11 protein-coding genes are annotated in these 13,523 nt (G+C 68.5%); 5 read left to right on the plus strand and 6 right to left on the minus strand.

Annotated features, from left to right (window positions below; genetic code table 11):
• Nucleotides 1–237: transposase (locus ACJ8AT_RS39690; RefSeq protein ID WP_407743209.1), on the plus strand; the 237-nt coding region annotated here is incomplete at its 5' end.
• A 59-nt stretch (nt 238–296) separates the two neighbouring features.
• On the opposite strand, the gene ACJ8AT_RS39695 is transcribed toward ACJ8AT_RS39690, so the two are convergent.
• Nucleotides 297–1,535 (minus strand): SET domain-containing histone-lysine N-methyltransferase, encoded by a 1,239-nt coding sequence (locus ACJ8AT_RS39695; protein ID WP_407743210.1) that lies wholly within the window; start codon nt 1,533–1,535, stop codon nt 297–299.
• Between the two features lie 237 nt (nt 1,536–1,772).
• On the opposite strand from ACJ8AT_RS39695, the gene ACJ8AT_RS39700 reads away from it, so the two are divergent.
• Nucleotides 1,773–2,171 carry a DUF4345 family protein gene (locus ACJ8AT_RS39700; protein ID WP_407743277.1) on the plus strand — a complete coding sequence of 133 codons (399 nt, stop codon included), beginning with the start codon at nt 1,773–1,775 and terminating at the stop codon, nt 2,169–2,171.
• 48 nt (nt 2,172–2,219) lie between these two features.
• On the opposite strand, the gene ACJ8AT_RS39705 is transcribed toward ACJ8AT_RS39700, so the two are convergent.
• The 4 genes from ACJ8AT_RS39705 to ACJ8AT_RS39720 are packed head-to-tail and all read right to left on the minus strand — an operon-like array spanning nt 2,220 to nt 5,614.
• A complete protein-coding gene (locus ACJ8AT_RS39705) occupies nt 2,220–2,897 on the minus strand; it encodes a hypothetical protein (RefSeq protein ID WP_407743211.1) in 678 nt (225 codons plus the stop codon).
• Nucleotide 2,898: 1 nt separating this feature from the next.
• On the minus strand, nt 2,899–3,618 hold the full coding sequence (locus tag ACJ8AT_RS39710; protein ID WP_407743212.1) for a DUF2339 domain-containing protein: 720 nt from the start codon (nt 3,616–3,618) through the stop codon (nt 2,899–2,901).
• A complete protein-coding gene (locus ACJ8AT_RS39715; protein ID WP_407743213.1) occupies nt 3,573–5,030 on the minus strand; it encodes a hypothetical protein in 1,458 nt (485 codons plus the stop codon). Before ACJ8AT_RS39715 ends, ACJ8AT_RS39710 begins: the two co-directional genes overlap by 46 nt.
• Nucleotides 5,027–5,614, minus strand: coding sequence for a discoidin domain-containing protein (locus tag ACJ8AT_RS39720; protein WP_407743214.1), 588 nt, complete (start codon nt 5,612–5,614; stop codon nt 5,027–5,029). The genes ACJ8AT_RS39715 and ACJ8AT_RS39720 overlap by 4 nt, the downstream gene beginning before the upstream one ends.
• A gap of 165 nt (nt 5,615–5,779) precedes the next feature.
• On the opposite strand from ACJ8AT_RS39720, the gene ACJ8AT_RS39725 reads away from it, so the two are divergent.
• Both ACJ8AT_RS39725 and ACJ8AT_RS39730 read left to right on the plus strand, forming a co-directional pair.
• Entirely contained in the window at nt 5,780–7,114 is a 1,335-nt protein-coding gene (locus ACJ8AT_RS39725) for an aspartate aminotransferase family protein (protein WP_407743215.1), read from the plus strand.
• A 79-nt stretch (nt 7,115–7,193) separates the two neighbouring features.
• On the plus strand, nt 7,194–8,333 hold the full coding sequence (locus ACJ8AT_RS39730) for a metallophosphoesterase (RefSeq protein ID WP_407743216.1): 1,140 nt from the start codon (nt 7,194–7,196) through the stop codon (nt 8,331–8,333).
• A gap of 30 nt (nt 8,334–8,363) precedes the next feature.
• Here the strand turns inward: ACJ8AT_RS39730 and ACJ8AT_RS39735 are convergent, their stop codons facing one another.
• Nucleotides 8,364–9,170, minus strand: coding sequence for a hypothetical protein (locus ACJ8AT_RS39735; RefSeq protein WP_407743217.1), 807 nt, complete (start codon nt 9,168–9,170; stop codon nt 8,364–8,366).
• Between the two features lie 149 nt (nt 9,171–9,319).
• Between ACJ8AT_RS39735 and ACJ8AT_RS39740 the strand changes: the two genes are divergently transcribed.
• A complete protein-coding gene (locus ACJ8AT_RS39740; protein WP_407743218.1) occupies nt 9,320–13,495 on the plus strand; it encodes an MG2 domain-containing protein in 4,176 nt (1,391 codons plus the stop codon).
• Nucleotides 13,496–13,523 lie beyond the last annotated feature (28 nt).

The raw sequence follows: 13,523 nt of genomic DNA on the forward strand, positions 1-13,523 counted from the left end.
CAAGGCCCGCGCGTCGAGCGCATCGCTCAGCAGTCCGGGGTCGAGGTGGAGATCGTGAAACGCTCGGACCCTACGCCCGGGTTTGTGCTCCAGGCCAAGCGCTGGATTGTGGAGCGCACGTTCGGGTGGTTGAGCCGAGAACGACGCTTGGCCAGAGACTACGAGCGAACGGAGGAGTCCTGCGAAGCGTTCGTCTACCTGGGCATGATCCGGCTAATGCTGGGCCGCCTTGCCTGAGTGCCTTGGCTCAACACCCTCTCAGTGGAAGATGCCCTCCGTGAAGCACGCCCCCCGGGTCAACTTTCCCCCGGCCGAGAGGGCAAGTCGCCCAAGCGGACCCGCTCCACATACGACTGGAGCAGTCGCTTCTCACCCCTCCGCAGCAGGACGCAGTTGCGCGCGTTGAGCGAGAGCGGCTCCTCCCGAAGCATCCGCTCATCTTCCCCCAGCGACGTGGCGTAGCCGGCCAGCCGCGCCTCACAGGCGGCAACGAGCGCGGGGAGCAGCTTCGCCTCGTTGCCCTCGCTCAAGGGACTCTTCGCGCGGGTGAGCGCGTCGGGAGCCGCCGCGAGCGTGGCGAGCTCCTCGGCCTCCGCGTGGATGACGCGCAGGTAGCAGAACAGCTCTGCCATCACCGCGACGTCAGGCGTGAGCAGCAGCTTGAAGGAGCGGTGCTCGTAGGCAGTGCTGAACCCCAGCAACCGCTGCTTCTCGGCGCTGAGGGGATCCTCCTCGGGGATGCCGAACAGGAGCAGCACCTCGTCGTGTGCGTTGTTCTCGTGCACGAAGCCATACTGGAGCAGCAGGCTGAGGTTCCCCCGGTTGCCATAGGTGGTGTGGAGCTCCTGCCCTTGGGGCACGCGGCTCACGCACTTCACCTGGAAGTGCTGCTCCTCCTCCGACCAGCTCCACTGGCTGTCCCAGGGCCTGCCGTCGTTGATCATGTCCACGAGCGGCACCAGGCATGGCACCTGGGGCCCACCCCGCGACATGTTGAAGGTGCGCGACACCACCGCGAAGTGCGCCCAGCTGAACTCCTCAAAGGTGAACCGGCCGAACCCGGGGAGCTGCTCGCACAGCCGCGTATACCTTTCCGCGAGGATCTTCCGCTGGAACTCGACCATCCCCCAGAGGAAGGAGCCCTCCAGCAGCGCCAGCTCGTGCTCCTCGAAGTAGAAGGGGTGCGTGGGGAAGGACTTCGGCAGGATGTCCAGGAACGGCTTCCAGAAGGAGCCCTCGCCTCGCTCCCGCTCGTGCAGGAGGAAGGCGGACAGGTACGTCCGCTCCTCATCGATCCGGGCGTCCGCATCGAGGAACCGGCCGAGCTCGGAGGCCCGGACCTCCTCCACGGTCAGCACATGGCGGCGCGGGATCCGGATGATCGTCTCCTCGGGGGCAATGTCGCCCAGCGCGAGCACTCCTCGCTCGCCCCCCTCCGGGGTGGCGATGTGGAGCTTGGAGACCCAGGCTCCGCCCTCTTCGAGCCAACGGAGGAACCTGGCCATCGCCGAGTCCTCTTCGGGGTGCGCACTCATGGAGACGGCGGACTCTAGTCCGAGCCGAGCGCTCGCGCATGGCCGCTCCAGGCCCTGCCTTGTCGTTGGCCTGCAGATGCGTATGAGCGGGCAGGGAGGAGAGCTCGGAGGCCGGCCAGATCGGCCTCCAGCACCTGTGCTACATTCGTGGAGGCGCTGCAGCACTGCCCCCACCACGAAGACCCAGCGAGTTGAACCTTGGCCCTCCCCTCCAGCAGACTGGCTACTCTCTTCGTGATGGGGACCCTCGGTCTGGGCGCGATTGCCTTCGCGGCATTTGGCGTCCAGTGGCTCGCGCACCCCGTTGTCATGGCGCAGCCGCTGGGAATTGTCCTCACGAACGGCGACGCGACTTCGGATGCTCGCGCAGTCTACGGTGGGCTCGAGCTAGGGCTGGCGCTGTTCCTGGTCTATAGCTGCTGGTCGCCCTCGCGCCGCACACAAGGGCTCGCCGCAGGCGCGCTGACGCTCTTCGGGCTCGGCACGGCGAGACTCGTCGGGATTCTACTCGCACCGGATGGTGTCAGCAGCTCGACGCTGACGCTGTTGGCAACAGATATCACCGGGATTGTCTGGTTCAGCGTGGCGTTCTACGTGAGCCGTTCGGCGCTCGCCAACGAGCGAAGTGCGGCATGATTCACGGCGCGCACCCCATTGGGGCCGCCAAGTAACACTGTTCCGTGTTTACGGAACTGCGGATTGGCGGCGGAGCGTCACATCCGTGGGTACTCCCTCCGGCCAGCGCGAGAGCACCAGAGGCTGATTCGGAGTATCACAGAGCTCGATACGCCTGCCGCCCGGATGCCGGAAGTAGAGCATGCGGGGGCCCTGGAAAGCCGTCGGGACCGACACCTCGTGAGAGGGAAGGACCTCACGGTCGACCCGCCAGTGACGCACCACCGGCTCCTCGCGGAGGTGGTGGTGAACCTCCACCACGACGCTGTCCACGTCCCGCACGTTCCACTCGAGCGCGAGCTGCCCACCGGAGTGCCGCCGCCCGCTCAGGAGCGGATAGGCGCGTCCTCCCGAGTAGGCCGTGGCATCCACCTTCGCTCCGTCCAGGGAGCTGAAGAAGTCCAGCTCCATTCGGAAGGTGCCCTTCGGCATCCAGAAGCTGTACGCCATGCGCCCGGGGTGCTGCTTGGAGGCACCCTGATACATATTCTGCGGGTCCTCTTCATGGAGGAAGGCGCGCTCACCCGCCCGGAACTGATCGATGCCCGTGGGGGCCGCGAGCGCAGGGGCATCCTCTGGCAGGGCCACCCGCTTCCAACCAGCGGTCTGATCCGAGGGCACGTAGCAGGCACTCGCAGGAGTGGTGGCGACAAACAGCACACTGACCATGGAGAGCAGGGGTCCCATCTCAAGCGCTCCGAGGCGAGTTCCGGGTGGACAGCCACGCGCCACCGAGCATCAGCAGGCCCGCACCAGCCAGCCCCGCCACACGCAGCGTGCCGCTGAGGTGCGTGGTGTCATAGAGCAGCGCCTTGCCCATGGAGATGGCAATGAAGGCAAAGCCCGCGTCGCGGATGACGCCCTCGCCGCGCTTGCGACCCTGGAGCACCAGGGCCACCCCCGTGACCAGCCAGCCCAGGGTGAGCACCAGGCGACGGCTCACGTCATCCTCCGCGATGCCCATGGTGAGGAAGTGGAAGTAGAACGCCCACGAGGTGGCGATGGCCGCTGCCGTCAGGCCGTACCAGGTGACAACGGACTGGATCCGATCCTGCTCCACTCCCGGCCTCCGGGAGCGCCACACGGCGAGCACCGCCGCAACGAGTGCAGGTCCGTCCACAGGAACACGCCCGCAAGACTCAGCAACGCCACGCCTGCGATCACCAGGACTCGCACATCCCACTTCGTTCCGTTCATCTGGGTCCTCTCCTCCGTATGACTCAGGAGGAGTGGTTGCAGCGAGCGAGCCAGCGGCTGACGCACGGCGCCATGCGGGTTTGCGAGAGCGGTTGTGCAGGAGGCTGTGCAGCAGTGCGCACACCCGCGCAGCCCCTGGGTTCACAGCCCTGTCACGAGGCTCCTTTATTCGTTTCCACGCCGGTACACCACATAGCCCGGCGTGCTCCACACCCGGGCGAAGCCGAGGGAAGCGAATCCCGCCGGGGACGTGGTCTCGCGAGCGATCACGTAGTTGAAGAGCGGGTTGCGCACGAACTCGTTCGCCAGCATGTTCTGGGGAACGTTCTTCGACGTGAGCATGTAGCCCCCGTTCAGGTGGACACGATCCTCGATGAGCAGCCCCGTCAGGTCCGGCCTCTGCCCCACCCACGCCTGGGCCTGGTACACGGCGAACCTCCTCGTGTAGTCGGAGTCGGGCTCGCGCGCGATGGCGAGCCCATCCTCGACGAAGAGGCCCAGGACGAGGACGCTGGCGATCATCCACAAGGTGCTCGCGCGCACCCCCTCCTGCGCCTGCTGCTGGGCGATCCAGCCCGCCACACTCGCGGCGACGGCCGTGAGCAGGAGGGGCCAGAAGAGCACCAGGAATCGCTCCTCCTTGTGCGCCTGCGTGGAGAGGTACGCGAGCAGCAGCAGCGCGGGAGCGGCCCAGGTCCACACGCGACGGAAGCCACGCGCGAGGACCACGGCCATCACGAGGAGAAAACCTCCCGTGCGGGCGCTCACACCCTCGACGTACCAGAGCGGAGGCGACTGGCCGTGCTCGGCGGCGCGCCCCTGGACGAAGTTGTAATCGATGAACGCAATCGCCGAGTGGAACGGCCGGCCCCACGTCGCCCAGTCAAGCGCCCCTGAGAACGCGACCGGCACGAGCGCTCCCAGGGCGACAGCCAGCGTCGTGCGGAAGCGCCCGCGCAAGAGCCAGTCGATGGGAGGAATGAGCGCGAGCGGCGCGTTCGGGATGCGGATGCACGCCCCCAGTGAGAGCAACATGCCGACCGCGAGCCCACGCCTCACACTCTCGCGATCGGGCCGCGTGCGCGCATCGACCCAGAGGGCATAGCCCCACACGAAGAGGATCATCGAGGGGACTTCCGTCAGCGTATGCGGCCCGAAATAGACGAGCGTCGGAAACAGCGCGCAGGCAGAGGCCGCCAGCAGCCCCCCAGCATCGATCGCGGCCTCGTGCGCATCCCCTTCCGGCCGCGCATCGCCCGAAGCGATGAACTCTCGCGTCATCGCGCGCCCCGCGATGAACCCCGCGATGGCCATCGTCGCAGACACCAGCGCCCAGTGAGCCTGGAGGAACAGCAGGAGGTACTCACCGCGGCGGATGCCCAGCCAGCCGAGCAACTCCATCCACGCTCCGTGGTACCCCGGGAGCACCCACGACCGGAGCCCCACGCTCCACTCCCACGCCATCCACCCATAGCCGTAGAGGTGCTTCCAGGCGGGCTCCAGGTACTGGAAGAACTCGTCCGGATGCAGCGCCGGATGGAACGCGATGGCAACCAGGCGCGCGACCGCGCCGAGCGCCACAATGAGGCTCAGGCCCCGCTTCGTGCGCGGCGCGAGCTTCATTGCCCGATCGCCTCCAGCTCATACAGGCGCACCAGATCGTTCGCGGTCCCAGGTCCCGCTCGGAAGTCCACGCGAACTCCCTCGGCGCTGTCACACCCCAGCTCATGGCGCGCGATGTCGGCGGCGTTGTCGTGCACCACGCGCTCCGAGACCCGCTGGCCCTTCACGAGGCACGCCACCCTGTAATCGCGCATCGTGCCCATGCCTTCGATGCGCCCCGAGAACGTGAGCACCACGCGGCTCAGGTGCCGCGGCTTGTCCCAGCGCACTTCGATCCACGGCGCGGAGTCATCCGGCGCGGAGGCCCACTTCTCCGTCCCGCTCGGCGTCGCGTAGCCATCCACGGCGAAGCCCGGATGGTGCAGGTTCGGCCAGAACACCGAGCTTGCCCGCACCTGCGAGCCGTAGCGGTACAGGGCCAGGTTGTGCTCACTCGAAGGGTGCGGCTCGAGCGCGGGGAACTGTGTCTCGCTGACCGGCTTTGCTCGCGCGAAGGCGATCGCCGAAGCGGCCAGAACGAGAGTGGTGGCGATCGCCATGAGCGGCAGGGGGCGGCGGTAGAACGGGCGCGCCTCGGCGAACATGCGGTACGGATAGCACGCACTCGGCGCATGGAGCAAAGTAACGGCGCCAACTTGGAGCCCTTCCGGATGGCCGATATTGGAAGCTTCGCCATGCTGCGAGGGCTGCCCAAATCTCCGGGGATGCGATAGTGGGAGAGACCTTCATCGCCCAAGACGGAGCGCTCCATGGCAAACCTCGAACCGAATGATCGTGAGCTGTCGGCATACTGGATGCCGTTCACGCACAACCGCTACTTCAAGCAGCACCACGCCCGCCGCATGCTGGCCAAGGCCGAGGGCGCCTACTACTGGACCACCGAGGGCGAGAAGCTCTTCGACGCGCTCTCCGGCCTATGGTGCTCCGGGCTGGGCCACCGCCACCCGAAGATCGTCGAGGCGGTGAAGGCGCAGCTCGACTCGGTCGACTACAGCCCCGCCTTCCAGATGGGCTACCCGCCCACCTTCAAGCTGGCCGAGCGCATCGTCAGCATGGCCCCCGCCGGCATGGGGCAGGTGTTCTTCGTCAACTCGGGCTCCGAGGCCGTGGACACCTCGATGAAGATGGCCCTGGCCTACCACCGCGCCAAGGGCGAGGCCCACCGCACCCGCTTCATCGGCCGCGAGAAGGGCTACCACGGCGTCGGCTTTGGCGGCATCTCGGTGGGCGGCATGGTCGCCAACCGCAAGGCGTACCCCTCCGCCATGCTGACTGGCGTGGACCACCTGCCCCACACCCACAACCTCAAGGAGATGGCCTTCACCAAGGGCGAGCCCACCTGGGGCACGCATCTGGCCAACGAGCTGGAGCGGATCATCGCCCTGCACGACGCCTCGACCATCGCCGCCGTCATTGTCGAGCCGATGCAGGGCTCGGCCGGCGTGATCGTTCCGCCCAAGGGCTACCTGCAGCGCCTGCGGGAGCTCTGCTCCAAGAATGGCATCCTGCTGATCTTCGACGAGGTCATCACCGGCTTCGGCCGCATGGGCTCCAACTTCGCCGCCCAGCACTACGGCGTGGTGCCGGACATGATCACCTTCGCCAAGGGCGTCAACAACGGCACCGTGCCCCTGGGCGGTGTCATCGTCCGCAAGGAGCTCCATGACGCGCTGATGACGGGCCCGGAGCACGCGGTGGAGTTCTTCCACGGCTACACCTACTCGGGCCACCCGCTGGCGGTCGCCGCCGCGCACGCCACGCTGGACATCCTGGCCGCCGAGGGCATCAACGAGCGCGTGAAGTCGCTGGTGCCGGTGCTGGAGGACGCGGTGCACTCGATCAAGGGCGAGCCCAACGTCATCGACATCCGCAACTGCCAGCTCGCCGCCGCGGTGGAGCTCTCGCCCATCGAAGGCAAGCCCGGCCTGCGCGCCGTCAAGGTGTTCGAGGAGGCGCTCAAGCGCGGGGTGCTGTTCCGCTTCACCGGCGACATCATCGCCATGGGCCCGCCGTTCATCTCCACCCCGGACGAGCTGCGCCGCATGACCGACGTGCTGCGCGAGTCCATCCGCGCCGCAGGGTAGTCCTCCCGCTCCGGCCCGCTCGGGTCCGGCGTGCCTCGTCCATCAGAGGCCGCCGGCCCGGCGGCGTGAATGACGCCTCGTGCCAGCTCCGTCCAAGCGACGCCTCGGCGTCTACGTGATCCTGACCCTCGTCGTGCTGCTGGGTCCCGTCGCCCTCATCAAGGGCCTCTGGTTCCGACGAGTGACGTTCCTCGCGGCCCCCACGCCTGCCACCAGCACGCTGGATCGCTCCGCCGCCCCGCTCCTCCGAGTGCTGGTCTTCGGCGACTTCGGCATCAATGGCGAGCAGCAGGAGCTGGTGGCTCGCGCCATGATCGAGGAGCATCAGGCGAGGCCCTTCGACTTCGGGCTCCAGCTCGGAGACAACCTCTACCCCTGCGGCCCGGACCTGGCGCTGCCTGGGGCCATGGACTGTGCCTTCAGCGCCGATGGCAACACCGTCTCCCCGGGCTACCGGCCGCCCGAGGATCCTCAGTTCCAGGCCATCTTCCACTCCCCGCTCGCGGGCCTGAAGCGCCCGGACGGTGAAGCGCTGCCCATCCACTCCGTGCTCGGCAACCACGACATCGGCTACTCGCTGTCGTGCATGGACGGCGACAAGCTGCCCCCGAATGTCTCGCGCGCGAAGGCGTGCCTGGAGCTCGCTCACCACGGGCCCGGCTGGGACATGCCGGCCCGGCACTTCGTCGTCGACACGCCGGTGGCCCGGTTCATCCTGTTCGACTCGAACACGCTGTCGCTCGACGGCTACGCCTTCTCCTTCGACGACGAGGTGGCCTTCGTGAAGGAGGCCATCGCCGGCTGCGGCGGGCGGCGGTGCTTCCTCGCCTCGCACCACATGGCCGTCACCTCGGGCATGCACCGGCCGGAGACCCGCACCCAGGCCTATCAGGAGCGGGTGCGCCGCCTCGAGGATGCAGGCCACATCGACGCGTGGCTGTCTGGGCATGACCACGACTTGCAGCACTCGCTCACGGCGAAGGGCTACGACGTCTTCATCTCGGGAAGCTCCGCCAAGACCCGCGCCGAGCGGTTCGGTCCGGATCCAGCCCCGGGCGCCCACCTCTACTTCGGCTCCACGGCCTGGGGCTTCGCCGTGCTCGAGGTGTTCCCTGCGGGCTGGAACATGCGCTTCCTCGACGAGCACCGCGCACCGCTCTACTGCTGCGAGGCCCACGGCCAGGGCCGGTGCGAGCCGGTGGCCTGCCCTCAGGGGTAAACGAGGCACCCCGGGCGCCTTCGCCTCACGTCACGGCAGGAGCCCTTGCTGCACCGCGAGAGAGAGGATCTCTCCAAGCAGCTCCAACCCGCCCGAGGTGTCAGTGCGCGTCTGCGAGCTCTTACCTTCCTGCACGCGCTTCTCACCGCCGAGGAACATGGGAAGCGGCCGGCGGCCCAGGCGCAGCAGACGCTCGTCATAGAAGGCCGCGGGTGCTCGCTCCTTGAGCACCCGCGCCAGCGCCACCATGTTGGCGGTGCGGGTGGGCTGCATCGCGGTGCCCAGGCACGAGAAGTCCAGCTCCCGCTCGCGCAGCACAATGCGCTGGCCGCCTCGGCCGTGCAGGAGGATGGCCTGCTCAGTCTCCTCCTGCTGGGAGCGCGCCGTCTTCTCCACCGTCGTGGACGTCTTCAACCCCTGGGTGGCCAGGGCCGTCGAGAGGGAGAACTGCTTGGACTTCTGGGTGACCTCCGTCTCGGAGCGGACCGAGCTGGCGCCACGCAGAATGGTGACGAGCTCGGCCCACGGCAGCTCGATGGGAACCCCCGTACGAGCCTGAAAGGTGGCCCCCGTCGGCCCGAGCTTGGCGGTGCGGGCCACGACGCGCTGCCCTTCGGCCGCCGCCGCGCCCTCCAACGCGAGCACCGCCACCCCCGCTTTGCGCAGCTCCTCCACGAGCGCATCCGCGGCCTGGGGAGCGAGGCTGGCGAGGATCGCCGGAGGCTCGGGCGCCAGGCGAATGCGCGCCTCGGCGAGCGTCAATCCGGTGGCTCGACCGAGCGCGGCGGCCGCGCTCTCCACATCCGTCAGGGTCCGCACGCTGGCCACGAGCTTCATCTCTCCAGCCTAACCCACTGGAATCGCAGACCTCCAGGTGGAGCCCCCAGGAATCCCGGCCTACGATGGCGAGCAGGTCCACCTCCGGAGAACTTTCGCCGCGCTGGCCCGTTTCTCCCCGACGCTCATCCTCCTTTCCTGGAGCCCTCATGCTGATCAACCTCGCCCCTCGGGCCCTCGTGGCGCTGCTCGCCGTGGGTCTGGCTGTCCCCATCACCGTCCAGGAGGTGCTCGCCACCAAGGCGGACACGAGCTCGCTCGGCGGACCTAACCGGTATCTGACCTTCGTCAGCACGGACAAGCCGATGTACCGCCCCGGCGAGCAGGTGCTGGCACGTGGCCTGATGCTCGAGGCGATCAGCCACAAGCCCAGCTCCCAGCCGCAGCAGGCGATGATCGAGATCCGCGGCCCCAAGGGGGACGTGGTCACCTCGGCGAATGTGCAGACGCAGGACTCGGTGTGGGGCTACGCGTGGACGGTGCCCGCGGAGCTGGCTGGCGGCGAGTACACCCTCAAGGTCACCTACCCCTGGTCGGGTGAGGCGCCCGCCGAGCGGAAGTTCGACGTGCGGGCCTACCGCGCACCGCGGCTCAAGTCCCAGATCGAGTTCCTCCGAGACGGCTACGGCCCGGGAGACACGGTCACCGCCACGCTGGACGTGAAGCGCGCCGAGGGCGGTGTTCCCGCGGGCGCGAAGATCACCGCCACCGCGATCGTCGACGGGGCCACCGCGGCGCAGGTGCCGGGCACGGTCGACGACAAGGGGCTCTGCACGGTCAGCTTCAAGCTGCCGGCGCGGATCGAGCGCGGCGAGGGCTCACTCGCCTTCGCCATCGAGGACGGAGGCGTGGTGGAGACGGCGGCCAAGACGATCCCCATCCTGCTGCAGACGCTGGATCTGTCGATGTACCCGGAGGGAGGCGATCTGGTCGCGGGCCTCCACTCGCGCGTCTACTTCGAGGCGAAGACGCCCGCGCAGAAGCCCGCGGATCTCGTGGGCGCGCTCATCATCCAGGCCACGGGCCAGACGGTGACGACCATGCGCTCCGCGCACGAGGGACGCGGCCGCTTCGAGTTCACCCCGCAAGCCGGCGTGAAGTACGCGCTGCGCATCGACGAGCCCTCGGGCATCACCAAGACCTTCCCGCTGCCCGAGGTGAAGGCCCGGGGTGCCGTCCTGCGCTCGAGCGACGACGTGGTGCCCGCGGGCAAGCCCGTCACCCTCTCCGTGGCGCTCTCGGGTGTGAGCAAGGCGAAGCTGACGCTGAGCAAGCACGAGGTGGAGGTCGCCTCGGCGCAGGTCGGCTCCGAGGGGCAGGTGACGCTCGATCCCAAGGACGCGGACGGCGTGCTCGTCGCCACGGTGTGGGACCACGATGGGCGCCCGCTCGCGGAGCGGCTCGTGTTCCGCCAGCCGGCCAGGGCGATCGACGTCGAGGTGAAGCTGGACAAGAAGAGCTACGTGCCGGGAGACACGGTGCAGCTCACCGCTCGGACGACCCAGGGCGGCAAGCCGATCTCCGCGCTGGTGATGCTCACCGTCACCGATGACTCGGTGCTGGAGCTGATCGAGAAGCGGGACCAGGCGCCGCAGCTGCCGGTGATGGTGCTGCTCGAGCCCGAGGTGAAGGAGCTCGCCGACGCGCAGGTGTACTTCGATGAGAAGAACCCGAAGGCGAAGCTGGCGGTGGACCTGTTGCTCGGCACACAAGGCTGGCGGCGGTTCGCGCTCGCGGACCCTACGAACTTCGTGTCGCAGCACGGTGACCTGGCTCGGCGTGCGCTCGCCATCCGCGTGCCCGTGGCACAGCCCATGGACGTCATGGCGCTGGAGGAGGACATGCCCATGGCCGGGGCTGCCATGCCTGCGCCCCCGCCCATGCCCGCTGGGATGCCGATGCCGAAGATGGCCGCGCGCCCAGGAGCGGCCATGCCTCCGCAAGCCATGCCCCCCGTCGCCATGGCTCCTCGCCCGCCGCCGGCCCCGCCTCCCGGGCGCCCCGCCAACCGGCCCGTCGCTGTCGGCGGGGCGGTCCGGGCTGAGCCGATGCTCCAGCCTCAGGCCGACGACGCGAGGATGCTGAACGCCGTGCAGAAGGCGGAGCGGGCGCGGAGGGATGTCGACGTGCTCGCCGACAGGGAGGTGGCCGGCCAGCTCATCTCCAACCAGCAGCAGATGGTCTACTTCCGCGAGTACGCGCACACCGTGCGGCCGGGCCGCAAGTCGGGAGACCGGCTCGACTTCTCGGAGACGCTCTTCTGGAACGCGGGCGTCCGCACCGACGCCAAGACGGGCGAGGCCAAGGTCTCGTTCGGGCTGAACGACTCGGTCACCTCGTTCAAGACGTTCGCCGGCACGGTGGGCGATGACGGCGCGCTCGGCTCGGCGGTGGCTTCCATCGAGTCGGTGCAGCCCTTCTACGTGGAGCCGAAGATCCCGCTGGAGGTCACCTCGGGGGACGTGATCCAGCTCCCGGTGGCGCTGGTGAACGGCACGGCGGCGGCGCTCAAGGGCGCCGGCGTGAAGATCGACTTCAAGGGTGACGCGCGGGTGGCCTCCCTCGGCGCGGTGGACCTGGCGGCGAAGGAGCGCGCCCGGCGCATCGTCGAGATGCAGATCGGCCAGGAGTCCAAGCCCATCGACCTGAAGCTCACGGCGAACGCGGGCGACTACTCGGACACGGTGACCCGCACCGTGACGATCAAGCCCAATGGCTTCCCGATCCGCGCCTCGTTCGGCGGGCTGGTCTCGCCCCAGAAGCCGGCGTCGCACACGGTGACGCTGCCCGCCAACGTGGTGCGCGGGAGCGTGAAGACCTCGATCGTGGTGTACCCGAGCCCGCTGGCCAACATGACCCAGTCGCTGTCCCGGCTGATCCAGGAGCCCAGCGGCTGCTTCGAGCAGACCAGCTCCACCACCTACCCGATGACGATGGCGCAGCAGTACTTCCAGTCGCACAGCGGCGTGGACCCCAAGCTGGTGGCCGCGGCGCGCGAGAAGCTCGAGACGGGCTACAAGCGGCTGGTGGGCTTCGAGTGCTCGGAGAAGGGCTACGAGTGGTTCGGCGAGAACCCCGGCCACGAGGCGCTCACGGCGTTCGGCCTGCTGCACTTCACGGACATGAAGCAGGTGCGAGACGTGGACGCGGTAATGCTGGAGCGCACCCGGGCGTGGCTGCTGAAGCAGCGCGACGGCAAGGGCGGCTTCGAGCGCAAGCGCCGCGCCCTCCACACGTGGATCGAGGATCGCGACACCTCGGACGCGTACATCACCTGGGCGCTGCTGGAGAGCGCGCCCCGCACGGCCGAGATGGCGCACGAGCTGTCCAAGGAGGTCGCCTCGCTGAAGGAGGCCGCGGCCAAGAGCCAGAACAGCTATGTGCTGGCGCTGGCGGCCAATGTCATGGCCCTGGCGGGGGATAAGGCCGAGGCCGGGAAGCTGATGGAGCGGCTGTCCGCCAAGCAGGGCAAGGACGGCGTGGTGGACGGCGGCACCCAGTCCATCGTCGGCAGCATGGGCGAGACGCTGCAGCTCGAGACCACGTCGCTGGCGGTGCTGGCGTGGCTGCGGAACGCCTCCTACGCGGCGAACGTGGAGCGCTCGATGAAGTTCCTGGCGAACTCGTGCGAGGGTGGCCGCTATGGCTCCACGCAGAGCACGGTGCTCGCGCTGCGCGCCATCGTGGCCTACGACAAGGCGCGTGCGGCCAAGCGCGCGGGCGGCGCGGTGCGTGTCTACGTGAACGGCCAGCCGGTGGGCAGCGCGGTGAAGTACGAGGCCTCGGCGCAGGAGGCCATCCAGCTGCCGGACGTGTCCGAGCTGCTCACCTCGGGCGAGCGGAAGCTCGAGCTGCGGATGGAGAGCGGCGCCGAGCTGCCGTACTCCATCGAGGTCACCTACAACGCGCTGACGCCGGCCAGCTCGCCCAAGACGCAGGTGGCGCTCGAGGTGGTGCTGGCGAAGACGGCGCTCACCGAGGGCGAGCCGACCGAGGCGCGCGTGCTGGTCTCCAACAAGACCGACGAGAAGCTCCCCACCGCGGTGGCCATCTTCGGCGTGCCGGGCGGGCTCGAGGTGCGGCACGACCAGCTCAAGGAGCTGGTGAAGAAGAAGACCGTGGACGCCTACGAGGTCATCGGCCGAGACGTGGTCTTCTACTGGCGGGGCCTGGAGCCGCGGAAGAAGATCGACGTGCCGGTGTCGCTGATCGCCGCGGTGCCCGGCACGTACACCGGCCCCGCCAGCCGCGCGTACCTCTACTACGCGGACGAGCACAAGACGTGGCTCGACGGCGTGAAGGTGTCCATCGCGCCCAAGCTGTAGCGCCGGGAACGGAAAGATTCCATTTCAC

This window comes from Hyalangium sp., from assembly GCF_045802625.1.
GTDB lineage: Bacteria > Myxococcota > Myxococcia > Myxococcales > Myxococcaceae > Hyalangium.